This window comes from Clostridium sp. AM22-11AC (genome assembly GCF_003473545.1).
Classification (GTDB): domain Bacteria; phylum Bacillota; class Clostridia; order Lachnospirales; family Lachnospiraceae; genus Enterocloster.
The window spans coordinates 169940-194276 of sequence record NZ_QUCM01000005.1; the positions used below are offsets into that span (position 1 = coordinate 169940).

General features: G+C 44.2%; 18 protein-coding genes. 16 read left to right on the forward strand and 2 right to left on the reverse strand.

Annotated elements, in window-relative coordinates; translation table 11 throughout:
* Positions 1-11: 11 nt before the first annotated feature.
* The 8 genes from DW251_RS07290 to DW251_RS07325 all read left to right on the forward strand — a co-directional run bounded on the left by DW251_RS07290 (position 12) and on the right by DW251_RS07325 (position 9607).
* Positions 12-1439 (forward strand): DUF1116 domain-containing protein, encoded by a 1428-nt coding sequence (locus DW251_RS07290; protein ID WP_118300591.1) that lies wholly within the window; start codon positions 12-14, stop codon positions 1437-1439.
* A gap of 53 nt (positions 1440-1492) precedes the next feature.
* Positions 1493-2293, forward strand: coding sequence for a cyclase family protein (locus tag DW251_RS07295; RefSeq protein ID WP_118300592.1), 801 nt, complete (start codon positions 1493-1495; stop codon positions 2291-2293).
* Positions 2294-2360: 67 nt separating this feature from the next.
* A complete protein-coding gene (locus DW251_RS07300; protein WP_118300593.1) occupies positions 2361-3767 on the forward strand; it encodes an amidohydrolase family protein in 1407 nt (468 codons plus the stop codon).
* Positions 3768-3807: 40 nt separating this feature from the next.
* On the forward strand, positions 3808-5010 hold the full coding sequence (locus DW251_RS07305) for an amidohydrolase family protein (protein ID WP_118300594.1): 1203 nt from the start codon (positions 3808-3810) through the stop codon (positions 5008-5010).
* A gap of 22 nt (positions 5011-5032) precedes the next feature.
* Positions 5033-5734: a DUF6198 family protein gene (locus tag DW251_RS07310; protein ID WP_118300595.1), complete on the forward strand. Its 702-nt coding sequence runs from the start codon at positions 5033-5035 to the stop codon at positions 5732-5734.
* A 66-nt stretch (positions 5735-5800) separates the two neighbouring features.
* Positions 5801-7222, forward strand: coding sequence for a TIGR00366 family protein (locus DW251_RS07315; RefSeq protein ID WP_207663356.1), 1422 nt, complete (start codon positions 5801-5803; stop codon positions 7220-7222).
* A 56-nt stretch (positions 7223-7278) separates the two neighbouring features.
* The gene (gene arcC / locus DW251_RS07320) at positions 7279-8223 is read left to right on the forward strand and encodes a carbamate kinase (protein WP_118300597.1); all 945 of its coding nucleotides are present in this window, start codon (positions 7279-7281) and stop codon (positions 8221-8223) included.
* A 22-nt stretch (positions 8224-8245) separates the two neighbouring features.
* Entirely contained in the window at positions 8246-9607 is a 1362-nt protein-coding gene (locus DW251_RS07325) for a solute carrier family 23 protein (RefSeq protein ID WP_118300598.1), read from the forward strand.
* Positions 9608-9711: 104 nt separating this feature from the next.
* On the opposite strand, the gene DW251_RS07330 is transcribed toward DW251_RS07325, so the two are convergent.
* Complete coding sequence (locus tag DW251_RS07330; protein ID WP_182433827.1) at positions 9712-10902, reverse strand: iron-containing alcohol dehydrogenase; 1191 nt, start codon at positions 10900-10902, stop codon at positions 9712-9714.
* 316 nt (positions 10903-11218) lie between these two features.
* Positions 11219-12145 (reverse strand): LysR family transcriptional regulator, encoded by a 927-nt coding sequence (locus tag DW251_RS07335; protein WP_021870839.1) that lies wholly within the window; start codon positions 12143-12145, stop codon positions 11219-11221.
* A gap of 189 nt (positions 12146-12334) precedes the next feature.
* Between DW251_RS07335 and DW251_RS07340 the strand changes: the two genes are divergently transcribed.
* The 8 genes from DW251_RS07340 to DW251_RS07380 all read left to right on the forward strand — a co-directional run bounded on the left by DW251_RS07340 (position 12335) and on the right by DW251_RS07380 (position 24335).
* On the forward strand, positions 12335-12757 hold the full coding sequence (locus DW251_RS07340) for a GtrA family protein (RefSeq protein WP_118300599.1): 423 nt from the start codon (positions 12335-12337) through the stop codon (positions 12755-12757).
* A 44-nt stretch (positions 12758-12801) separates the two neighbouring features.
* Positions 12802-15561 (forward strand): YfhO family protein, encoded by a 2760-nt coding sequence (locus DW251_RS07345; RefSeq protein WP_118300600.1) that lies wholly within the window; start codon positions 12802-12804, stop codon positions 15559-15561.
* A gap of 272 nt (positions 15562-15833) precedes the next feature.
* On the forward strand, positions 15834-17213 hold the full coding sequence (gene argH, locus DW251_RS07350; protein WP_021870842.1) for an argininosuccinate lyase: 1380 nt from the start codon (positions 15834-15836) through the stop codon (positions 17211-17213).
* A gap of 328 nt (positions 17214-17541) precedes the next feature.
* The gene (locus DW251_RS07360) at positions 17542-18690 is read left to right on the forward strand and encodes an exonuclease SbcCD subunit D (RefSeq protein ID WP_118300602.1); all 1149 of its coding nucleotides are present in this window, start codon (positions 17542-17544) and stop codon (positions 18688-18690) included.
* Positions 18687-21965 carry an SMC family ATPase gene (locus tag DW251_RS07365; RefSeq protein WP_118300603.1) on the forward strand — a complete coding sequence of 1093 codons (3279 nt, stop codon included), beginning with the start codon at positions 18687-18689 and terminating at the stop codon, positions 21963-21965. Before DW251_RS07360 ends, DW251_RS07365 begins: the two co-directional genes overlap by 4 nt.
* A gap of 154 nt (positions 21966-22119) precedes the next feature.
* Entirely contained in the window at positions 22120-22884 is a 765-nt protein-coding gene (locus DW251_RS07370) for a L,D-transpeptidase (RefSeq protein WP_243034898.1), read from the forward strand.
* Between the two features lie 79 nt (positions 22885-22963).
* Positions 22964-23635: a YkgJ family cysteine cluster protein gene (locus DW251_RS07375; protein ID WP_021870846.1), complete on the forward strand. Its 672-nt coding sequence runs from the start codon at positions 22964-22966 to the stop codon at positions 23633-23635.
* Positions 23619-24335 carry a hypothetical protein gene (locus tag DW251_RS07380; RefSeq protein ID WP_021870847.1) on the forward strand — a complete coding sequence of 239 codons (717 nt, stop codon included), beginning with the start codon at positions 23619-23621 and terminating at the stop codon, positions 24333-24335. The genes DW251_RS07375 and DW251_RS07380 overlap by 17 nt, the downstream gene beginning before the upstream one ends.
* Positions 24336-24337 lie beyond the last annotated feature (2 nt).

The window sequence follows — 24337 nt, forward strand, 5'->3', positions numbered from 1 at the left end:
GGTGGAAGAAAATGAGCAAAGTAAATGAATTATTTGAAAAAGAATTATGTGTGGTAAATTTCGGAATTGAATCTTTTTATCAGGACCTGAAAAAGCAGAATGTAAAGGCAGTCCATGTAGCATGGAAGCCGGTAGCAGGAGGAGATAAAAAGATCGCCGGTTACTTAAAACAGTTAAAGGATCCAAAGCTGGCAGAAAAGATCGAAGCTGCCAATAAAGAGGCATTAAGAAGGATTCTTGCAGCACAGCCTGCTTTAGTTGGAATGTCTACTGCCGGAGAAGCGATCCCGGGCATGACAAAAACCACCATTCTCCATGCAGGACCTCCTGTAAAGTGGGAAAATATGTGCGGTCCTATGAAAGGCGCTGTTATGGGCGGCCTGATCTATGAAGGACTGGCAAAAGACTTAAAAGAAGCAGAAGAACTGGCAGCTAGCGGAAAGATCACCTTTGATTCCTGCCACCATCACAATGCAGTTGGCCCTATGGCTGGTATTATTACATATTCTATGCCGGTATGGCATGTGGTCAACAAAACCTTTGGAAATGATGCGTACTGCACCATGAATGAAGGTCTTGGAAAGGTACTGCGTTTTGGTGCCTGCGATGAGGAAGTATTTGACCGTTTAAGAAAAATGGAAAAGGTTTATTATCCGGTTCTGAAAGAAGCATTGGAGATCCATGGAGAGATCGATATGAAGGTTATGATCGCACAGGCTCTTCAGATGGGAGATGAGGGACATAACCGTAACAAAGCAGGAACCTCTTTATTTATCCGTGAGATCCTTGCTGATGTGTACAAGACCCATTTTTCACTGGAACAGCAGCAGGAAGCCATTGGATTTATCAATGGAAATGACCATGCATTCCTGAATCTGTCCATGCCGTCCTGTAAGGCAACTATGGATCCTACACTGGGTATCCCGTACAGCACCATTGTTTCAACTATGTGTAGAAATGGTGTTGAATTTGGTATCCGTATTTCAGGACTGGGAGCAGATCAGTGGTTTACCGCTCCTTCTGAGTATATCCGGGGCTTATATTTCCCAGGATATTCTGAGGCAGATGCAAACCCGGATATCGGCGACAGCTGTATTACGGAAACAACGGGTATCGGCGGTTTCTGTATGGCAGCATCACCGGCCATTGTACAGTTCGTCGGCGGCCAGGTACAGGATGCTATTAATTATTCATCCCAGATGTATGAGATCACAGAGGGAGAAGGAAATGCTTATAAGATCCCGGTACTGGATTTCAGGGGAAGTGCAACAGGAATCGATATTGTAAAGGTTCTGGAAACAGGTATCCGTCCTATCATCAACACAGGTATCGCTCACAAGGATTATGGTGTAGGACAGATCGGAGCCGGTCTTGTAAATCCGCCGGAAGGCTGCTTTACTAAGGCAATTGAAGCTTGTGCGAAAGCATGGGAACAGTAAAAATCAACAATTAAATAAAAATATTTATATATAATCAAGGAGGATTTATAATTATGAGTAAATGGTCTGACATCAAAATGTACGATTTAAGTATCCCGATCGGAATCAGCACACCACCGTGGCCAACTTATGAACCACTGCAGGTAAAATATTTTAAGCGTCTGGCTCCAAATGGTGCTAACGGACAGCTGGTAACACATTCCAACCATGTGGGAACCCATCTGGATGGTCCACGCCACTTTGATACAGCCGGAAGAGATATTGCAGCCTTAGAGCTTACCAAGCTTTGTGCTCCTGGCGTAGTAGTAGACCTTTCTGATATGGCAGAAGATTTTGGTATTTATACACCAGAAGACATTGAAAAGAGAGTAGAAGTACGTGAAGGAGATATCCTGATCATCAATACAGGTTATCATAAGTATGGATTTGACCAGCCGACAGCAGATGAGCGCCGCTACATGCTGCGTCATCCGGGACCATCTCTTGATTTTATCAAGTGGGTACGTGAAAAGAAGATCAAATGGCTGGGTGTAGACTGCGGTTCTGCTGACCATCCAATGAATACAAAGATTCGTGACTGGGAGCCAATGGAAGCTGAGAAGTGCGATGCTATCTTCCGTGAGAAGTATGGAAAGTCCTTAAATGAGGTCTATCCATGGCCAGAGCATTATCAGGCAATGCATTTAGAGCTGTTTGGCCAGCCTTATGAGGCTATCCATGCAGAATGTATGGGCGGTGAGATTGATAAGCTGTCTAACAAGCGAGTTGTAATTGGCTGCTTCCCATGGAAGTTCCAGGACGGTGAAAGCTGTATCAGCCGTATTGTGGCATTTGATGGTTTTGAGGATGTATAAAAAGTAAATCAGGCAGCAGGCAGAGGGCTTTGAAGTTTAAAGCCCTCTGAAGAAAAGGAGAAGCTATATGGGGATAACACTTTATAAGAATGCCGACTGGATCCTTACTGTAAATGAAAAACGGGAAAAATTCCGTCATGGAGATCTGCTGATCTCCGGAAAAGAGATCCTGGACGTAGGAAATGATCTGGAGAAAAAATATGCAGGTAAATTACAGATTGATAAAACCATAGATGCTAAGGGAACTGTGATCCTTCCTGGATTTGTAAATATCCATCATCATACCTGGCAGTCACTGATCCGCAATATACAGGCAACAAGAGGTCTGAAACTGGAACCATGGCTTACTGTTATGTATGAGATCTACAAAGATCTGAATACAGATGTAGCCCGTGCAGGTGTTTATTCCGGACTGGGCGATATGCTGAAAACAGGCTGTACCACCTCCAATGACCTGTGGTATCCACATCCTGTGGGAGTAAAGTATCTGGTTGATGCAGAGATCCAGGCAGCTGCAGAGATCGGCATCCGTTTCCATCCTACCAGAGGATTCCACTCTGTACCAAGCGATATTGTACCGCCGGAAGTGGTAGATACCAAGGAAAGTGTCACAGAAGATACCATCAGGCTGGTGAAAAAGTATCATGACCGTTCCCGCTTTTCTATGTGTCAGGTGGGAATTGCGCCAAGTATCGCACAGTATGAGACAGAAGATATCATAGAGGCTGTTGTAGATCTTGCAGAAGAATATGACATTATGGTCCATGGTCATCTTGCAGAAAGTCAGCATGAAGTAGAATATACACTTAAGACATGGGGCTGTCGTCCTTTTGAATGGTTTAAGAGACACAGACTTCTTGGAAAGAGATTCTATTTTGCACATTGTATCCACTTAAATGAAGAAGAGATTGAACAGATGGCTGAAACAGAAACAGGCGTAGCACACTGCCCGATCTCCAACATGCTTTTAAGCTCAGGTGCATGCCCGGTACCTTCTTATTTAAAACATGGTCTTACAAGGATCGGACTGGGAGTGGACGGAGCTGCAAGCAGCAATTCTTCCAATATGTTAGAAGAAATCCGATGTGCATATCTGCTAAACCGTCTGACCTGGGGAGATCAGGCGGCAACACCAGATGATTATCTGTATATGGCAACAGCTGGAGGTGCAAAAGTCCTTGGAAGAGATGATATTGGTTATCTTGCACCAGGAATGGCTGCTGATTTTACAGTTATGGATTGGAACCAGCTTACCTATGCAGGCGGCTGCTATGATCCGGTGGCATGTATTGTAGAAAGTGGAGATCCACGTCTTGTAAAAGATGTAGTAGTAAATGGGGAATTAGTTGTATCATCCGGAAAACTTACGAAAGTAAATGAAGAAGAAAAGCGAGATTATGTAAACCAGGTAGGCAAAGACCTGCTTACAAGGGCATCTGCCCGGATCGACAGTTTAAAAGAAGATATTAACTAAAAAGATTGAGAGAACATTAGAACGATCAGGAGGGTTACATATGCTGGATATTAAGATCACAAATGCGAAAACAAGAAAAACAGGAAAAGAACTGGTAGAGATCGGAATTGAAAATGGAAAGATCACAGCCATTGCGCCATCTGTAGAAGGTGAAGCAAAGCAGGTCATTGATGCAAAAGGAAAACTGGTAACAGAATCCTTTGTAAACGGCCATCTTCATCTGTGCAAGGTATATACACTGGAAATGGCAGGTCAGGACGCTTTGAAGGAATATAATGACAACAACATGGGCGGAGCAATGACTTCCATTGAAAGAGCAGCAGATTTTAAGGCCTGCTATGATGAAAAATGGATCATTGAAAATGTCCGCAAGGCCTGCGATCTGGCTGTTAAATATGGCAATACCCATATCCGTGCATTTGCTGATGTAGACAGCAAAGCAAGACTGGAAGGCGTGAAAGCTGTTATCCGCGGAAGAGAGGAATATAAGGACCGTCTGGATATCCAGGTAGTTGCATTCCCACAGGATGGTGTTGCAAGAGAACCAGGAGCAAAGGAACTGATCAAAGATGCCCTGGATCTTGGCGCAGATGTAGTAGGCGGCATCCCGTGGATCGAGTTTACAGAGGAAGAAGAACTGGATCATGTAAATTCCATGTGTGATTATGCAAAGGAATACAATAAAGACATTTCCATGCTATTAGATGATGTAGGCGATGCAGAAGAGAGAACCCTTGAAATGTTATGCAATAAGGTGATTGAAATGGGATGGCAGGGAAGAGCTACGGCACAGCATTGCCGTGCAATGGAACTGTATCCTGAAAACTATTTCAGAAAGCTGGTTTCTCTTTTAAAGAAAGCACAGATCGGCGTTGTATCAGATCCTCATACAGGCCCGCTCCATGCAAGAGTAAAAGATCTGTTAAAAGCAGGCGTACCGGTGGCACTGGGACAGGATGATATTGCAGATGCTTATTATCCATACGGTGAGTGCAATATGCTTCAGGTGGCCTTTCTTGCCAGCCACCTGCTCCATATGGTCAGCTTTGATGACATGGAACTGCTTTATGATATGATCACCACTACTGCTGCAAAAGTTCTTGGCATCAAGGATCACGAGCTGAAAGTAGGCGGAAATGCAGATCTGGTAGTACTGGAAGAGGAAGATGTATATCATGCCATCTGGCATCATACAGCCCCTGCTTATGTAATTAAGAGCGGTGTGGACATTACTGTAAAGTAGATTTCACAGAAAGGGGACGCAGATGAACAGTAAAAAAGGAAATTTTGCTGAACTTGCTTATGTAATGGGAATGATCTTGTGCCCTTTAGGTGTCTGCCTGTCAGCAAAAAGTGGTTTTGGTGTATCAATGGTAGTTGCCCCTGCGTATGTACTGTATCTCCGAATTTCAGAAACACTGCCATGGTTTACTTTCGGAAAATCGGAGTACATATTTCAGGGTCTGCTGCTGATCCTGTTAGGTATTGCAGTAAGACGGTTTAAATGGAAATATCTGTTATCATTTGTTACAGCGTTTCTTTACGGAAATATCCTGGATCTCTGGTATGATGTTTTGGGAGCAGAACAGTATACAGTGTTCTGGCAGAGGGGAATGTCCTGCGTTTTAGGAACAGTGATCACTTCGCTGGCGATCGCATTTTTCCTGAGGACCTATCTCCCACAGGAAGCCTATGAAATGTTTGTAAAAGATATTTCAGATACATTTCATAAAGATACAACAAAGGTTAAATGGATATTTGATTTTACAGCTCTTTGTATTGCAGTGATTCTTATGCTTGTATTATTCCGCCGTTTTGCTTTTGATATGGTAGGTTTTAATACAGTTCTTGCAACCATCGTAAATGCTCCGCTGATTGGTATTTTTGGAAAAATACTGGATCGTGCCGGAAGTTTTGATTCTTCATTTCCACAATTCTATGAAAAGTTCCAGAGTATTATGAATTAAATCCAAAAGAGCTGCCCCATATTGGTGGCAGCTCTGCTTATAAAGCAGTGGAAGAAAAGTTTTGAGGTGAAAAAATTGAAAAAGTTGTTTGATACACTGGTAGATGGAAGTGTAGCTCTGATCAGCCGCTTTTTACCGGATGCATACATTCTGGTCCTGCTTTTAACGGTAATACTGTTCATAGCAGCCATTCCTGTTACCGGTATTGCTCCTGCAGAAGGGATCACAGTGCTCGACCGTCTGATAGATCTTGTATATAAAGGCTGGTATGGTGGTTTCTGGAATCTTTTAGGATTTGGAATGCAGATGGTGCTGATCGTAGTGACAGGAACCATGTTTGCCAATACAGAGCCAGTGCATAAGATCATTGTAAAGATCGCATCTGTACCTAAAACACCAAAGCAGGCTCTTATCCTGGTATCAGCAGTAGGTATGGTGGCATATTTTCTTCAGTGGGGCGCAGCATTGATCGTATGTGCAGTGCTGGCCCAGGAAGTGGCAAAAAAGGTAAAAGGGATCCATTATCCATTGCTTGTGGCAGCTGCCTATGTAGGAAATGCGTTCTGCCTGGTGGGAATATCCGGCACCATCGCCTTAAATGTAGCCGGTGGCTGGAATTTTGAAGGCGTATGGAGTACAACAGGTATTCCTTTCAGGGAAACGGTATTTGCACCTTATAATCTGTTTATCTATGTGGTTGGTGCCATTGTTCTATGCCTGCTGATCACTGCCATGCATCCATCTCCTGAAAAGACGAAAACAGTGGATCCGTCTATATTTAATGAAGTATCTGCAGCAAAAGTTTATAAATCCCCCAGTGAAATGACTCCTGCAGAAAAGCTGGAAACATCCGTACTTTTAAACGGAGCCATTACATGTATTGGATTTTTCTGTGTGATCTGGAGTTTTGTAGACTCTCTTTATATTAAAAAGCAGTCTTTTTCACTTTCTATTAATCAGGTTAATATGATCTTCTTGTTTGCCTCCATTGCGATGTATAAAACACCTGTACGTACAGTAGAAGCAGTGAAAAAATCTCTTGGCGGAGCAGTAGGAGTGGTTCTGCAGATGCCCTTTTATGCGGGTATTGCAGGACTGATCAGTTATAACGGTGGTTCTACAGGTGTTTCTATTGCACAGGTGATCGCTGGATTTTTTGTACATATTTCCAATGCACAGACATTTCCACTGTTTACCTGCCTCAGTGCAGTGATCGTAAAGCTGTTTGTGCCAAGCGGCGGGGCACAGTGGGCGGTCCAGGGTCCCATTGTAATGCAGGCAGTGCAGAGTTTTATGCCTGCAGTGTCGGAAGGAAAAGCGGCAATGGCTCTTTCCTGGGGAAATTCCTGCTGCAACCTGTTGCAGCCGTTCTGGCTGATTCCGGTGCTGGAAGTAGCGAAGTTAAAGGTAAGAGATGTAATGGGATATTGTGTGATCTGTCTGATCGCCCTTTTGGTGATCATATCAGCCGGTCTGCTGTTTTTATAATGAATTAAAAAGAGGTAGTTTTTGACACTACCATACAAATAGAGGAGAAAATAATTATGGGAAAACGAATTGTAATTGCACTGGGCGGAAACGCTCTTGGAAAAACGATCTCAGAGCAGGCAGAAGTTGTAAAAGGAACTGCAAAGGCGATCGCAGGCCTGATCCTTGCAGGTCATCAGGTTGTTATTTCACATGGAAATGGACCTCAGGTGGGTATGATCCAGAAGTCTATGACAGCTTTGCATAAGCAGGATCCCGAACATTATGAACTTTGCCCCTTATCTGTGTGTACAGCAATGAGTCAGGGATATATTGGACTGGATCTTCAGAGAGCTTTAAGAAATGAACTGGAAAGATCCGGGATCCGTAAACCTATTACTACCATTCTTACCCAGGTTCAGGTGGATCCGGAAGATGAGGCATATAAAAAGCCTTCTAAACCCATCGGAGCCTATGTAACAGAGGCGGAAGCAGAGATTCTGAGAAAAGAAAGAGGTTTTGTGTTTGCACAGGACGCTGGCAGAGGAATCCGCCGCGTAGTTCCTTCACCAAAGCCTGTGGCTATCCTTGAAATGGAGTCTATCCGTGGAATGGTGGAAGAAGGCCAGATCGTGATCGCTTGCGGAGGCGGCGGTGTTCCTGTAGTAAAGAACGAAAACGGAGACTATATTGGCACGGAAGCGATCATAGATAAAGATTTTGCATCTGAAAAACTGGCAGAAGAGCTGGAGGCAGATTATCTGATCATTCTTACAGCAGTAGAAAAAGTGGCGATCGGCTATGGTACACCAAGAGAAAAGTGGTTGGATCATATGAGTGTGAAAGAAGCGGAATTTTATATAGAAGAAGGACAGTTTGCTCCAGGTTCCATGCTTCCAAAGGTAGAGGCAGCAGTTGCTTTTGCAAAATCTGGCAAAGGAAGAAAAGCACTGATCACGTTGCTTGAAAAAGCGGAAGATGGAATTGAAGGAAAAACTGGAACAGAAATAGAATTGACCTAAAATAAAAACAGGAGGAATGTTTATGTATAATCCAGACCAGCCGGTTTTTGAAGAACAGCCAGAATCTAACATTGAAATTGCATACGGAATAGAAGATGTTCCAAAACCATTGTGGAAAGCGATCCTTTTTGCACTTCAGATCACATTAGTGGATTTCACACCTTTTATGTGGGCAGCTGGTTTTGCTTCTTTAGCCGGGATCGATCAACCTGATTTTGTACCTACTTTGCTTTGTGCCTGCTTTTTCTGCATGGGTATATGCACTTTTCTTCAGACAACGGTAGGAAACAGGCTTCCTATTGTGCAAGGTTCATCTTCTGCTTTGATGTCTTCCATGGGTAATATAGCAGGTGTTTATGGCCTTCCTGCTGTATGGGGCGCATCCCTTATAGGAGGTCTGATCCAGACAGTACTTGGAGTTACGAAAACGGTCAGCAGGGTAAGAAAATTCCTTCCGCCGGTAGTTGTGGGATCTGTGGTAACTGCCATAGGTTTTGTGGCAGCAAGGATCGCAGTTCAATGGACTTTTTCCAGACAGGAACCTTTATATCTGGTTCTGGCACTGATCTCATTTTTACTGGCTCTTGTGCTTAAGTTTAAAACAAAGGGAATGATCTCCCAGGGATTTATCCTTACCACGGTTGTGATCGTAGGAGTAGTGATATCTTCTTTTCTGGGCATTTTTGACTGGGAAGCTGTTCACGCAGCTCCGTGGGTCAGGATTCCACGGCTTTTCCCGTTTACAGGTATGCAGGGGCAGCCAGATGCGGCTATTACCATTACAGCGGCAGCTGTGATCGGTGGTTTCAGCGGATATATGGGAGCAATTTTTGAGTCTGTTGGAGATTATGCGGCAACTTGTGCAGCCTGTGATGAAGTTTACAGAGTAAAGCATATTGATAAGGGGATCATGGCCAGCGGTCTGGGATGTATGATTACGGCTCTTTTTGGAGGTCTGCCTTGTACTTCTTATACACAGAATATAGGTATCGTAGCAGCTACCGGTGTAGCTTCCAGACGTGTGACCCAGTTTGCAGGAGGACTTTTCCTGCTTTATGGTTTCTGCCCTAAAATGGCATACATCCTGGCTGGTATCCCAAAGTCAGTGATCGGAGCGGTTTTCCTTATTTCAGCAGCTTCCATCATGTTTTCTGGGATCGATTCCATTGTATCATCTCCAAGAACATTGAGAAATACGCTGGTAGCCGGAATTACCCTTACTTTAGCAGTTATGCTTCCTTACCAGTGTACGTCTACCTATAAAGAGTGGGCAGATGGACTTTCCCCATTTTTAAATATGCTTTGCACTTCACCGGTATTTATTGCTGTATTAAGTGGTGTGGGGTTAAATGTTTTGTTGAATATTATTTTAAAAGAATCATAAGACTATCCTTTGATCAAATAAGGGCTGCAGATCAACTTTCCGCAGCCCTTAAAAAGTTCCTTATTTAATTCTGGATCTTCAGATCTTTTATGAATTTCTATGGATTAGAAATCAACTTCCTCATCATAGTAGCAGCACTTAAGCAGCTTAGCCATCTGATCTGGGTTGATGCTTCTTGGGTTGGAGCCGGTGCAGGCATCGCCTACTGCCAGTTCTGCAACATTAGGCAGTTTCTCCATGAATTCTTTCTCATCGATGATTCCGCCTTCATAGTACTTGATGCAGGTAGGAATATCCAGATCCTTGTTCATCTCGCGGATCCTTGCGATCAGAGCATCTACCAGTTCTTCATCAGTATTTCCCGGCAGGTTGATGAATTTAGCAATCTTAGCGTATCTTGCAGCTGCTTCAGGTTCTTTTGCGTTGTATTTAATAACCTTTGGCAGGTACATTGCGTTAGCACATCCATGAACGATATGTCCGCCGGAGTAAGCAGCACCGGTCTTATGTGCCATAGAGTGAACGATACCTAATAATGCGTTGGAGAATGCCATACCAGCTAAGCACTGTGCGTCATGCATCTTAGCGCGGGCATCCAGATCACCATTGTAGGAAGCAACCAGGTATTCGTTGATCATTTCGATAGCATGCAGTGCTAACGGATCGGTGTATTCGCAGTGCAGTGTGGAAACATAAGCCTCGATCGCATGAGTCATAGCATCCATACCAGTATGTGCGGTCAGCTTCTTAGGCATAGTAGCTGCTAAAGCCGGGTCAACGATAGCAACATCTGGTGTGATGTTGAAGTCAGCCAGAGGATATTTGATTCCCTTAGCATAATCTGTGATTACAGAGAATGCAGTAACTTCGGTAGCTGTACCGGAGGTAGAGGAGATAGCACAGAATTTAGCTTTTGTACGCAGTGTTGGGAAGCTGAATGGTGTGATCAGGTCTTCAAACTTGGTATCAGGATACTCATAGAATACCCACATAGCCTTTGCAGCATCGATTGGTGAACCACCACCTACAGCTACGATCCAGTCAGGTTTGAATTCCTGCATAGCTTTTGCACCCTTCATAACGGTCTCTACAGAAGGATCTGGCTCAACGCCTTCAAATAACTGAACTTCCATTCCTGCTTCTTTTAAGTAAGCTTCTACTTTATCCAGGAAACCGAAACGCTTCATGGAGCCGCCGCCTACAACAACAATGGCTTTCTTGCCAGGCAGTGTCTTTAAGGACTCCAGTGCATCTTTTCCATGGTATAAATCTCTTGGTAATGTGAATCTCATAATTATGACCTCCTAAAAATATAGTTGTGTGATTGACTATATGTATCTGTTCGTTATTTCTTTAACAGCTATATAGTAGCACATTGATAAAAGCTTGACTAGATGCAAAAATGGAATAATGGTATTCCTGTAAGTATATCACTGGTTAATGAGAAGAAAATTGTGAAATGTGAATAAAAATATAAAGCAGAAAGAAAAAAATACTCAGTAACAGAAAAATAAACGAAAAAATGGCCAGCTCTGTTACTGAGAATATTGTTATTTTCAAGACGATATTTTAAGACCTGATAAAAATGGTCTTACAAAACAGAGCAGCCAGTTAGTCAGACAGCTGGCTGATAGTGCGGCCCAGCCACTGGGTCAGTTCTGTTTCTGCTTTGGACAGGCGGTAGTTGCTGCGACAGACTAAAAGGTCCTTGAATACATTATCCGGGCGGGTACATTCTCTCTGGATCAGTTTTGCTTCTGTAAGGGTGCTGTACGGAACAGGAGAAGTCCACATATAGGCACCTGGAAGATGGCGGAGAAATTCATACTGGCTGCCCCGGTCATAAATATAAATGGTATGGCGGGGATCACTGTCCGGAAGGACACAGTCAGTATTTTCCGGGGTAAAAGAAGGATACTGGATATCTCCCTGAAGCAGTTCTACGGACTGGGAAAAATCAAGGTGGTCTAAAGGCTCCTTTCCTGCAAGAGGATGCGAGGGGGACATAAGTACCTTGGGAGAGAACTGCCATAAGACCTTGCTGTCCAAATGCTCATCCTGTATCATTTTAAGGAAAAATGGTTCGTAAAGTACCTGACAGCGGACAATGCCTAAGTCAAATTCTTTGGAAGAGACCAGACGGACCACGTCCTTGGAGTTCGTTTCTTTATAGCGCACATTGGTTGTAAAAAGCCGGTCATCTTCTTTTAAAAAATTCTTTAAAGTGCTGGATATATAAGAAGCGCGGGGACCGCAAAGACGAATTTCACGGGGACATTCCTTATTTCTGGAGCAGAGCTTGTCTAACTGGGCTTCCTGTTCCATGATCCCTTTTGCGTAGCGCAGGAATTCTTCTCCACGGACAGTAGGGATCATTCCCCTGCTGGTACGGTCAAAGATGGGACATCCAAGATCACGCTCCAGTTCACGGATGATCTTGCTTAAATGGGGCTGGTTCATATAATAGTTCTGGGCTGCTTTTGTAATAGAGCCGGTTTTTTCTACTTCTACGGCATACTTTAAATAGGAAAGATTCATATAATTCCTCCAGATATTCTGGTTATTTTCTATGTGAACATTATAACGTAGATAACCATTCTTTTCAAAACATTTATAGTTTGGTGAACAGATTAAACGCTAATTAACTTTACAATTAAGAACGGCTACCATATAATAGAAAAAACTGGTCAGAGAAAAAATGGTAAGATCAGAAACAGGAGAAAAATCGTGTTTGGAAAATTATGGAAAAAATGCGTAAACTATGAAACCATCAGTTATCTGGTATGTGGTGTGCTGACTACAGCAGTGGATTTTGTTTCCTATACAGCATTTCGGAAAATGTCCATGGGTGTAGGGGTGTCCCAGGCTCTTTCCTGGGTGGCAGCAGTCTTATTTGCTTATATTGTAAATAAGATCATCGTATTCCGGAATTTTAACATGGGGCCGGCGTACTTATTAAAAGAAGGCGGTGCCTTTTTTGCGGCAAGGGCTATTTCAGGAGTGGCTACCTGGATATTAATGGTAGTGATGGTAAAACTGGGGGGAGACAGAGGTTTTGTTTATGAGATGTTCTGTAAATTGACAGCTTCTGTTATCAATATGGTCGCAAATTATGTATTCAGCAAACTTTGGATCTTTAAAAAGAAATAACTGGAAATAATATATAAAAGCGGCTATAAAGAAAGGTGAATGCAGTGAGTCGTGAAGAAATAGAACAGGTAGAAAAAGAACTGGATGAGGTCCTTGAAATAGTCCAGAGACCGGTTCCGGTGAAAAATACAGGCAGGGAGGAAACAGTATCTTTGCAGGAAAATTTACAGGAAAATGATCCCTTACAGGAAGAAATGCAAATAGAAACAGAGAAGGAAGAGAAAGAAGAAAAAGAAGACAGCCCTGAAAGCGCAGCGAAGGAGCAGACGGCAGTTTCAGAAGAAGAACTGGATCTGGAGGATGATATAGAAAATGGTTACTTCCATTTCCTGCGTCCAAGTGATGGCCTGATCGCAGCCTTTTTCGTGCCGGTAGCTGTCCTGATCATCCTGTTTGCCCAGAGAGGCATCTTCCCTTTTGGTGAAGAGTGCTTTTTAAGAACGGACATGTATCACCAGTACGCGCCCTTCTTTTCTGAGTTTCAGTACAAGCTAAAACAGGGAGGAAGCTTGCTATACAGCTGGGATATTGGTATGGGAGTGAATTTCTCGGCTCTTTATGCTTATTATCTGGCAAGTCCGGTGAACTGGCTGATCATCTTATGTCCGAAGAAATTCATCATTGAATTTATGACCATCCTTATTATGGTAAAAACAGGTCTCTGCGGAGTGACGTTTACCTGGTATCTGGATCATCATTTTGAGAAGAAGCATTTTGTAGCCGGTGTTTTCGGCATTTTCTATGCTTTAAGCGGTTATATGGCAGCTTACAGCTGGAATATCATGTGGCTGGACTGCATTTTCCTGCTGCCGCTGATCCTTTATGGGTTAGAGCAGCTGGTGCAGGAGAAAAAGGGCCTGTTTTACTGTGTGACTCTGGGTCTTTCTATTCTGTCCAACTACTATATCTCTATCATGATCTGTATTTTCATGGTCATGTATGTGATCGTGCAGGTGATCTTATACCCGCCAAAGAAGATAAAAGACCTGGTGGCAACAGGAGTGCGCTTTGGCTTTTATTCTCTTCTTGCAGGAGGACTGGCAGCCGTTGTGCTTTTGCCTGAGATCTATGCTTTGCAGGCGACTGCTTCCGGCGACTTTGATTTTCCAAAGACCATCAGCTGTTATTTCTCCATTTTTGATATGATCGCCCGTCACATTGGAAATGTGGGAACAGAGATCGGCCTGGACCACTGGCCCAATATTTACTGCGGTGTGGCAGTGCTTATGTTCCTTCTTCTTTATCTGGGGGCAAAGAAGATCACAGTGCGGGAAAAGGCAGTTTACTGCGGCCTGCTGTTAATGTTTTATGCCAGCTTTTCCATCAATGTGTTAAATTTCATCTGGCATGGGTTCCATTATCCAAACAGCCTTCCATGCAGACAGTCCTTTATCTATATCGCCTTGGTGCTGACTATGTGTTATCAGGTCTGCCTGGAATTGAAAGAAACTTCCTGGAAACAGGTGGTGTGGGCGTTCTGGGGTGCCATTATCTTTGTGCTCATGGCAGAGAAACTTGTGGATAACTCTGCACAATTTCATTTTTCTGTGTTTTATGCAGCCATCATTTTCCTGGCACTGTATATGGGGCTTATTTATCTGTATAAGCGGAAAAACTGGAATGAAGATGTGATCATGATGCTGACCCTGCTTTTAGTAGCAGTGGAAACTGCGTTAAACCTTGGTGTCAGCAGCCTTCCAACTACCAGCAGGACTGCGTATGTAAAGGACAATCAGGATACCAGAAGGTTAGCGGAAAGCATTAAATGTGATACCTTCTACAGAGTGGAAAAGGGAGACAGCAAGACGAAAAATGATGGTGCGTGGATGAATTTTCCATCTGCGTCCCTGTTTTCATCGGTAGCAAATGCTTCTTTAACTGATTTTGTGAGAAAGCTGGGCTGCGAAAGTTCCACCAATGCTTACAGTATTAAAGGAAGTACTCCCCTGGTAGACAGCCTGTTTTCTATCCGATATGGCATTTATCCGGATCAGCAGCCGGTAACTGGTTTAAAGGATCAGATCAGCAGAAAAGGCTCTATGTGGCTTTATGAAAATCAGAATACGCTGCCGGTAGCATTTATGCTTCCCGCAGATGTGGAGAATAACTGGCTGTTAGACTCAGGCAATCCTGCGGTAGTACAGAATGACCTTTGCAATGTGCTGGGGACCAAAGATGTGCTGGTGTCCAATGAAAGTGTTACAGAAGGCAAGAAACTTACCTTTACAGTGGAAACTTCCGGTGATTATTATGTGTATGTGACCAACAAGAAAGTGGAAAAGGTCACAGCAACCATGGGAGAAAAGAGCAGGTCCTTTGACAATGTAGACAGAGGTTATTTCCTGGAACTGGGATATCTTGTAAAGGGAACGGATGTAGAACTTCGCTCAGAGGATGAGGGAAATCCTTCCCTTCAGGGAGAAGTATGGCGGTTTGATCCGGAAGCCTTTAAAGAATTTTATGATAAAATGAATGAAAATCCCATCAACCTGACTAAATGGACGGATACAGAACTTTCCGGAACCATTCATTCTGATGGATATAAGACCATGTTTACAAGTATTCCATATGACAAGGGCTGGAAGCTTTTTGTGGATGGTGTGGAAACGGAAACAAGACCTGTTTTTGATACATTTATTGCAGCAGACCTGGCAGAAGGAGACCATGAAATTTCCTTTACCTATGAGCCGGAAGGTTTAAAAACAGGTGCTATTATTACAGGTGTGAGCCTTGTAGTGTTTGCAGGAGCAGCGATCATTACTACTGTAAATAATAAAAATAAGAAAAAAAAGACAAAAATATAAAAAATAGCCGCAAAATGTGAATTTATAAGGTATAATGATACCAAGTGTCAAAAGGTCTAAAATCCAACGCAAGCTTGCTTGCAGGAGGATTTTGGAACTTGGGGCACGTAAAACATGAGTAAGTAGCCATTTTTCAAAGAAAAATGAGCGGATTACGAATGTTTTAAAGATTGCGAGAGTGCAAAGCACGTAGCAATCTGGTATCATACATGCAGAAATGTTCCGAAAGGACATGCAGATTATAAATTAAAGGACAAAAGGAGACATCAATTATGAAGCTTTGGGGCGGACGTTTCACAAAAGAAACAGACCAGCTGGTACAGAATTTTAATGAATCACTTTCATTTGATCAGAAATTTTATCGTCAGGACATCAGAGGCAGCATCGCACATGTAAAGATGTTAGCGAAACAGGGAATTCTTACAGAAGCAGACAGAGATGCCATTGTGGCAGGTCTGGAAGGCATTAGAGAAGATCTTGACAGCGGTAAGCTGGTGATCCCGGCTGACTCCGAATACGAAGATATCCACTCTTTCGTAGAAGGAACCTTAACAGAGCGTATCGGCGAAGCAGGAAAGCGCCTGCATACAGGACGCAGCCGTAACGATCAGGTAGCTCTGGATATGAAGCTGTATACAAGAGACGAGATTGATGAGATGGACGTTCTTGTAAAGGATCTTTTAAAAGAACTTCTGGTGATCATGGAAGCAAACACCGAGACATTTATGCCTGGTTTTACCCATTTACAGAAGGCACAGCCTGTAACACTGGCTCATCACATGGGCGCATATTTTGAAATGTTCTCCAGAGACCGTTCCCGTTTACAGGACATCCGCAAGAGAATGAATTACTGCCCGTTAGGCTCCGGCGCTCTGGCTGGAACTACTTATCCGCTGGACAGAGAATACACTGCAAAACTTCTGGATTTTGACGGTCCTACCTTAAACTCCATGGACTCCGTTTCTGACCGCGACTATCTGATCGAGCTGTTAAGTGCATTATCTACTATTGCCATGCATTTAAGCCGTTTCAGCGAGGAGATCATTATCTGGAACACCAATGAATATCGTTTTGTAGAGATCGATGACTCCTACAGCACCGGAAGCAGTATTATGCCTCAGAAGAAGAACCCGGATATTGCAGAGCTGATCCGTGGAAAGAGCGGCCGCGTTTACGGCGCCCTGGTTTCCATGCTTACTACCATGAAGGGACTTCCTCTGGCATATGATAAGGATATGCAGGAAGATAAGGAACTGACCTTTGACGCTATTGATACAGTGAAGGGCTGCCTGTCCTTATTTACCGGTATGATCTCTTCCATGAAGTTCCGCAAGGATGTAATGGAAGCCAGCGCAAAGAATGGCTTTACCAATGCAACGGATGCAGCTGATTATCTGGTAAACCATGGCGTACCATTCCGTGATGCCCATGGTATCGTAGGACAGCTGGTACTGCTTTGCATCGACAAGGGCATTGCTTTAGATGATCTTCCATTAGAGGAATACAAGAAGATCAGTCCTGTATTTGAGGAAGATGTATACGAAGCCATCAGCATGAAGACCTGCGTTGAAAAGCGTATGACCATCGGCGCACCAGGTCCGGAAATGATGAAGAAAGTAATTGAGATCTATAAGAAGCAGTTAGAGCAGTAAGTAATAAACATAATAAACTGGAAATAGATACTGAGTGGAAAGATACTAGGTGGAATGAGAGGTGCCGCAAAAGAGGAGATGTTTTGCGGCACCTTTTTGCTATACATATTGAGAATGCGCCGGCGGCGCGTTCACGGATTTATTAATGTCCTCTCGGAGTCTTTCTTGTACCTGCCTTTGTGGCTGATTTTCCGCCAGCCGCACCCGAATTTCATCAACGTACGCACCGCGTACGCCTCAGAAATTTGGGCACAACTGACAAAAAATCTTCTCACAAAATCAGGCACAGAAAGATTCCGAGAGAACATATTATGGTCGGGAGGTTACTATGAAGTTGTTTCATTTATCGGACCTGCATATTGGAAAGCGGGTCAATGAGTTTTCCATGCTGGAGGACCAGAAATATATCCTGATGCAGATCTTAAAAGCTGCAAAGGAGCATCAGCCAGATGGGATCATTTTAGCAGGTGATATTTATGATAAGCCGGTTCCGGCGGCAGAGGCAGTGCAGGTATTTGATGATTTTCTTACAAGTTTAAATGAAATGGGACTAATCGTGTTTATGATCAGCGGAAACCATGATTCACCGGAGCGTGTTTCCTACGGCGGACGGCTGATGAAGAAAAGCGGTATTTACGTGGCGCCTGTGTATGAGGGAAAGACAGAAAATGTGGAATTTACCGATGCATATGGAAAAGTGTGCATCCATCTGCTTCCTTTTGTAAAACCGGCTGTAGTCCGTCATGCTTTTGAAGAGGGAGAATTTGAAAAAGAAGCAGAGGCAGTGTGTGATTACCAGAGCGCAGTGAAAATGGCTGTTTCCCATATGACTGTGGATACAGATGTGCGAAATGTGTTGATCGCCCACCAGTTTGTCACCGGCGCCATGCGCTGTGAGTCAGAGGAAGTGTCCGTAGGAGGCCTTGACAATGTGGACGCTTCTGTATTTGATGGGTTTGATTATGTGGCCCTGGGGCATATCCACAGTCCCCAGGCAGTGGGAAGAGACCAGGTGCGATACTGTGGCACACCTCTTAAATATTCTTTTTCAGAGGCGGGTCAGGAAAAATCCATTACTGTGGTGGAATTAAAAGAAAAAGGAAATGTGGAGATCTCAGCTGTTCCATTGCATCCCCTGCGGGATATGCGAAAGATCCGGGGCAGCTATATGGAAGTGACTGCAAAGTCATTTTATGAAAATGGAAACTGCGAGGATTACCTTCATGTGACACTGACCGATGAAGAGGATATTTTAGACGGTCTGCAGAAGCTGCGGGTCATTTACCCCAATATTATGCAGCTGGAATATGACAACCGCAGGACCAGGGAAAATCCGGAGCTTACGGCAGCCCAGGCAGTAGAACAGAAGTCAGAAATGGAGCTGTTCATGGAGTTTTATGAGCTGCAGAACAACCAGCCCATGAGCCAGATCCAGGAAGAGTTTGTGCGAAATATCATCCGGGAGGTGAAAGAATGAAGCCGAAAAAACTGGTTATAAGCGCCTTTGGGCCTTATGGGGAAAAGACAGTGGTCGATTTTGAAAAGCTGGGAGAAAAAGGGCTTTATCTGATCACCGGTGATACAGGTGCGGGAAAGACCACTCTTTTTGATGCCATTACTTTTGCTCTTTATGGGGAAGCCAGCGGAAATGTCAGGGAAACGGGGATGTTTCGCAGCAAGTATGCACCGGATGATGTGCCTACTTATGTGGAGCTGACCTTTATTTATCAGGGAAAAGATTATAAAGTCACCAGAAATCCGGAATATCTCCGTCCAAAGGGCAGAGGAACAGGATTTACCCTGCAAAAAGCAGAGGCAGAACTTGTTTTTCCAGACAGCCGGCAGCCTGTGACCAAGACCAGAGAAGTGACAAAAGCCATTACAGAGTTAATGGGACTGGACTACCGACAGTTTACCCAGATCGCCATGATCGCCCAGGGAGATTTCCAGAAACTGCTTTTAGCCGGAACTGCAGAGAGAGGGGAGATCTTCCGCCAGATCTTCCATACAGGGATCTATCAGGATATTGAGAACAGGCTGCGGGAGGCAGTGAAGGGAAAATGGAAAGAATATGATGAGATGCGCCGCAGCATCAGCCAGTATCTGGATGGCGTCAGCATCAGTGATGACCCGGAAGCAGAAAGTGAATGGAAAGAGCTGAAAAAGGCGAAATTTGAGGGAAAGACCATTCGGGGAATTGAACTTCTGGCTGAGGTTATAGGACGGCAGGAGGAAAAACTTGCAGGTCTGAAAGATCAGATCCATGGGATCGAGGAAGAGATACAGAAAGAAAATAAGGTTCTTGGGGAAGCAAAGCAGAGACAGAAGATGAAAACAGATCTGGAGGCAAAGCAGAAGCTGTTTGAAGAACTAAAACCTGAGGTAGAAAAGGCTGTTTCTCAAAAGACGGCGGCAGAAGAAGAGGCAAAGGGCTGTGAAGTACTGGCAGAAGAGATAAGAGAGCTGAGAGAGAAAAAAGCCGGCTTGGAGGCATTTCTGGGAAAAGTACAGGAAGCCAAAGGAAAAGAAAGGGCAATAGGAGAAGAGAAGTTTACGGAAGAGAAGTTAAAACAGGAGAAAGTTTCTCTGGAACAGGCACTGCTTGAAAATAAAGAAGCCCAGGAAGGTCTGAAAGGTGTAGAAGCAGAGAAAGAGCGGCTGCAAAACAGGCTTAAGGAAGCCATGGGAAAAGGGGAGAAACTGACTGGGGATGAAAAAGCTCTGGATCAGGCTGTAAAGGAGAAAAAGGCGGCAGAGGAAAATGTGCTGAAACTGGAAATGACTGGAAATAACTGGAAGCTGCAGAAGGAAGAAATGATAAAGCAGGAAAATGCTTTGGCGCAGGCAGCAGGAAATGAGCCTCTTTTACAGATGAAGTCACAACAGTTACAGGAGTTTTTGCTTCAGGCAGGTCAATTGGAACTGGTCCAGAAAAAGCTGGCAGAAACCCAGAAAGAATATGAAAATGCCGTTGTTGTAAGAAACAGGGAAAGAGAAATTTATGGTCATCTGGAACAGACATTTTTAGATGCCCAGGCAGGGCTTCTGGCAAAGCATTTAAAAGAGGGGGAGAGATGCCCGGTCTGCGGTTCCGATCATCATCCAAAACCGGCAGTACTTACAGATAAGGTGCCGGATAAGGAATTTTTAGATGAGAAGAAAGAGGTATTGGATCAGAAAGAAGAAAATGTCCAGAAGCTAAGTGCATTGGCGGGGCAGTTTAAGGAACAGTCGGAAGAACTGTGGGAACAGTACCGGAATAAGGCGGAGCAGATCTTTGGGGATGCAGGGGCAGAGAGTCTACCTGAGGTGAAACGGCGTCTGTCAGAAGCAATTAATAACTGTGATCAGAAATTAAAGGATGCCCAAAAGGCAGCGGAAAGTCTTAAAAAATGCCAGGAAACGAAAGAGGCATTGGAGACCAATGAGAAGATTCTTCAGGATAAACTGCTGCAGGCCCGAAATATCCATTCAGCGGCAGAAGGGCAGATGGATCTGTTGATCAGACAGTGCATAAAAAATTTGCAGGACGAGCCGAAGATACAGGAAATGCAGCAGGTACCGGGGATACAGAGCACAAATGATATAGAAAACGTTGTATCTAGGATAAAAATGTTTTTCGCAGAGCTAAAAGCCCAAAACAACGCTGTTTTAGAACAGATAAAAGCTGATCTGGAAGAAAATGGAAAAAAGGCGGAATACTTAAACCGTTTACAGGCCCAGGCTGAAACGATGGAAGACCAACAGAAAAAACTTTCTGAAAATATTTCCGAAAAGGCCCTGCTGATCCAGAAGCTGGCAACTCAGCTGGAAGAATTAAAGAAGCAGCTGGAAGAAGAAAATAAGATCTATGGTTCTGTTACAGCAGAAGAAATAGAAGACCGGCTGAAAGGAAAAATGCAGAATAAACTGAAACTGGAAGCAGCACTGGCTCAGGCAGTGGAAACATTAAATGTTTTAAATGCCCAGTCTGAAAGTCTGAGATCTGCCATAGAAACTTTAAAGTCCCAGATCGGGTCCATGCAGGAAACTTCCGAAGGGGAGATCCAGGAAAAGATAACTGTTCTTTCAGAAGAAAAGAAGGAATGGAATGAGAAATATTCCAGACAATATGCAGATCTGGAAAATAATCGTTGTATTTACAACAATGTTCAGAAAAATCAGGGAAAAATGGCAGCAGCAGAGCAGGAATATGTGTGGATGCGGTCACTTTCTGATACAGCAGGGGGAACTCTCAGCGGAAAGCGCAAGATCGAGCTGGAAACCTATGTACAGATGGCTTATTTTGACCGGATCCTGCGCAGGGCTAATCTGCGGCTTATGACTATGAGCAGCGGTCAGTATGAGTTAAAACGCCAGGAAAAAGGGGAGAGTAAGAAAGAAAAAGCAGGTCTGGACTTAAATGTCATCGATCATTACAACGGAACAGAGCGAAGTGTAAAAACACTTTCCGGCGGTGAGTCTTTCCAGGCATCCCTGTCCCTTGCATTAGGGCTTTCTGATGAGATCCAGGCGGGAGCAGGGGGGATCCGTCTGGATGCCATGTTTGTAGATGAGGGCTTTGGTTCCTTAGATGAGGACTCTTTAAACCAGGCGATCCGTTCCTTAAATGATTTGGCGCAGGGACAGAGACTGGTAGGTATTATCTCCCATGTAGGAGAGCTGAAAGACAGGATCGAACGTAAGATCATTGTTACCAAAAAGCGCAGCAGTACTGGCGTTGGAAGCCAGGTGCAGGTGGTAGGAGAGTAAGGGAATATGGTTAGAAATAGATGACATATATTGGAAAAATGACAGAAAATCTTAAAAAAAGTGCGGTTGCTCCAAAAGCTGTGTTCTGGTAAAATGGGGAGCAGATAGAAAATTTAATGCAAATATATATGTTTTCCCAAAGGAGATGTAATAGATGAAATATAGAAGATTACTGCTTGGAGGTTTTCTGGCAATGGGACTGGCTGTGACAACCGCTTCCGGTGCGCTTGCAGAGCAGATCGTTGCTGTAAACAGCCCGGTTGAGTCTGTAGGCGGTCAGGCAACCAAGGTGACAGATGCAGGTCAGAATGCAGCAGATACCTCTCAGGCAACAGTCAACTCTTCAGTCAATACAGATACGACCCAGAGTGCAGCAGGCAACACCCAGACAGATACTGCCCAGAATACAGAGGCTTCTGCTGCAAAACCAGATCCGGCATCCATCACCCCGACCGCTACCGGTATCAGCATTTATATCAGCAAACGTCAGAGCAAGCTGACCCTGATGCAGAATAAACAGGCCATTGGCGTCTGGGATGCAAAACTGGGACGCCAGTCAGCTACCGGTGATAAAGTGCAGGAGGGGGATGAGATCACCCCTTCCGGCAGTTTCTATGTATGTACCAGAAATGACAAGAGCAAGTATTATCTGGCACTTGGACTGTCCTATCCAAATATTGAGGATGCAGAAAGAGGTCTGTCCACCGGTCTTATTACCCAGGAACAGTACCAGGCGATTGTAGATGCAAACAAAGCAGGCGTGACCCCACCATGGGATACTCCTTTAGGCGGAGCTATTGAGATCCATGGAAATCAGGGAGATCGTGGAACGGCAGGCTGTATTGCCATGACCAATGATGTAATGGATATTCTGTGGAGTTATTGTGCAGTGGGTGTGCCGGTAACCATCGGTCCGTAAGCCCGTAACACTTACAGTAGCCGGAAATCTTGCCGGTATCGTCAAAGATTTCGGCGTGTGAAAGGAAACAAAAGAAATAATGGAACGCGAAATAGATTTAAAAGAAATATCCGATGGAAGATTGTACAGTTCCTCGGATATGGTAAAAGCAGACTGCGGAGATTGTAAAGGCTGCTCTGCCTGTTGTCAGGGAATGGGATCCTCTATTTTACTGGATCCCTATGACATTTACCGTTTAAGTACAGGAACAGGGCTGACTTTTGAAGATCTGTTAAAGGGTCGGATCGAACTGAATATGTCAGATGGTCTGATCCTGCCAAACCTGAAAATGGCAGGAGAAAAAGAAGCCTGTTCTTTCTTAAATGGAGAAGGCAGATGCTCCGTTCATCCATTCAGACCGGGATTTTGCCGTCTGTTCCCTTTAGGGAGACTTTATGAAAATGGTTCTTTCCAGTATTTTTTACAGACCCATGAATGTAAGAAGGAAAACAGGACCAAGGTAAAGGTGCGTAAATGGATCGATATCCCGGATTTTGGCAAATATGAAAAATTCGTTTCTGACTGGCATTATTTTGCAAAAGAAATGGGACAGAAGATAAAAAGCCTTGGAAGTGAAGGCCAGGATAAGTCAAAGGCTTTGTGCCTGTATGTTCTGAAAAAGTTCTACATGGAGCCATTTGATGCTTCCGTGGATTTTTATGAACAGTTTAACAAGAGACTGGAGGAAGCAAAACATGCAGCAGCTGCCTAAAGAATTTGTTGGAAGAATGGTCCGTACTGTTCTGTTTATCGGTCTGGTGGCAGCCTGTTGCGCGGGAGTAGCTACATTTGGAATGTTTGTGGCATCCAAATTTAATCTGACTACCTCCAGAAATCAGGTGCCTCTTACTTCTGTTAAGATCGAAGGCGAAAAGGTGCTGATCCCTGAAAATGGAAAGACCACCAGGGAAGCAGGCTGGACGCTGCGCAACAGCAGAGGCCAGTATATTTTGACCTTGGACGAACTGGAAGCCGGAAGTCTGGATACAGCAGAACCGGTGATCGAAGTAGAAGGAGATCTGATCCTTCAGCTTAAAAAAGATACCATAAGCCACCTGGAAAGCCAGGGACCGGTGATCAAAAAGGGCACAGGTACACTGACCATCCGGGGAGAAGGAAGTCTGGAACTGGAGTCAGCAGATGCGGAAGCAATCAGCAGTGACTGGAATGGGGAAGAGCTGGATGCAGATCACCCCTCCGCTGTCCGTCTGGAAGCCGGAAATCTTACTTTTACAGGGGCAGGATCTGGTATTGTGGATGAGACAGTAGAACTGGCAGGCGCCCAGGGGACGATTACGGCTACATCTACATCCGGTGCTGCTGTTAAAACGGCTCATGTAAAAAGAGAAGGCAGCAACAGTGATAAGCTGGAGTTGATCGGAGCTACAGCAGTTGCAGTGCCAGAGTCATAAAG

Bases quoted from the DNA above. Each gene is read 5' to 3' on its own strand.
- argH (WP_021870842.1), top strand. From the start codon at position 15,834: ATGAAGCTTTGGGGCGGACGTTTCACAAAAGAAACAGACCAGCTGGTA.
- DW251_RS07295 (WP_118300592.1), top strand. From the start codon at position 1,493: ATGAGTAAATGGTCTGACATCAAAATGTACGATTTAAGTATCCCGATC.
- DW251_RS07380 (WP_021870847.1), top strand. From the start codon at position 23,619: ATGCAGCAGCTGCCTAAAGAATTTGTTGGAAGAATGGTCCGTACTGTT.
- DW251_RS07310 (WP_118300595.1), top strand. From the start codon at position 5,033: ATGAACAGTAAAAAAGGAAATTTTGCTGAACTTGCTTATGTAATGGGA.
- DW251_RS07290 (WP_118300591.1), top strand. From the start codon at position 12: ATGAGCAAAGTAAATGAATTATTTGAAAAAGAATTATGTGTGGTAAAT.
- DW251_RS07300 (WP_118300593.1), top strand. From the start codon at position 2,361: ATGGGGATAACACTTTATAAGAATGCCGACTGGATCCTTACTGTAAAT.
- DW251_RS07360 (WP_118300602.1), top strand. From the start codon at position 17,542: ATGAAGTTGTTTCATTTATCGGACCTGCATATTGGAAAGCGGGTCAAT.
- DW251_RS07335 (WP_021870839.1), bottom strand. From the start codon at position 12,145: ATGAATCTTTCCTATTTAAAGTATGCCGTAGAAGTAGAAAAAACCGGC.
- DW251_RS07325 (WP_118300598.1), top strand. From the start codon at position 8,246: ATGTATAATCCAGACCAGCCGGTTTTTGAAGAACAGCCAGAATCTAAC.
- arcC (WP_118300597.1), top strand. From the start codon at position 7,279: ATGGGAAAACGAATTGTAATTGCACTGGGCGGAAACGCTCTTGGAAAA.
- DW251_RS07365 (WP_118300603.1), top strand. From the start codon at position 18,687: ATGAAGCCGAAAAAACTGGTTATAAGCGCCTTTGGGCCTTATGGGGAA.
- DW251_RS07370 (WP_243034898.1), top strand. From the start codon at position 22,120: ATGAAATATAGAAGATTACTGCTTGGAGGTTTTCTGGCAATGGGACTG.
- DW251_RS07305 (WP_118300594.1), top strand. From the start codon at position 3,808: ATGCTGGATATTAAGATCACAAATGCGAAAACAAGAAAAACAGGAAAA.
- DW251_RS07375 (WP_021870846.1), top strand. From the start codon at position 22,964: ATGGAACGCGAAATAGATTTAAAAGAAATATCCGATGGAAGATTGTAC.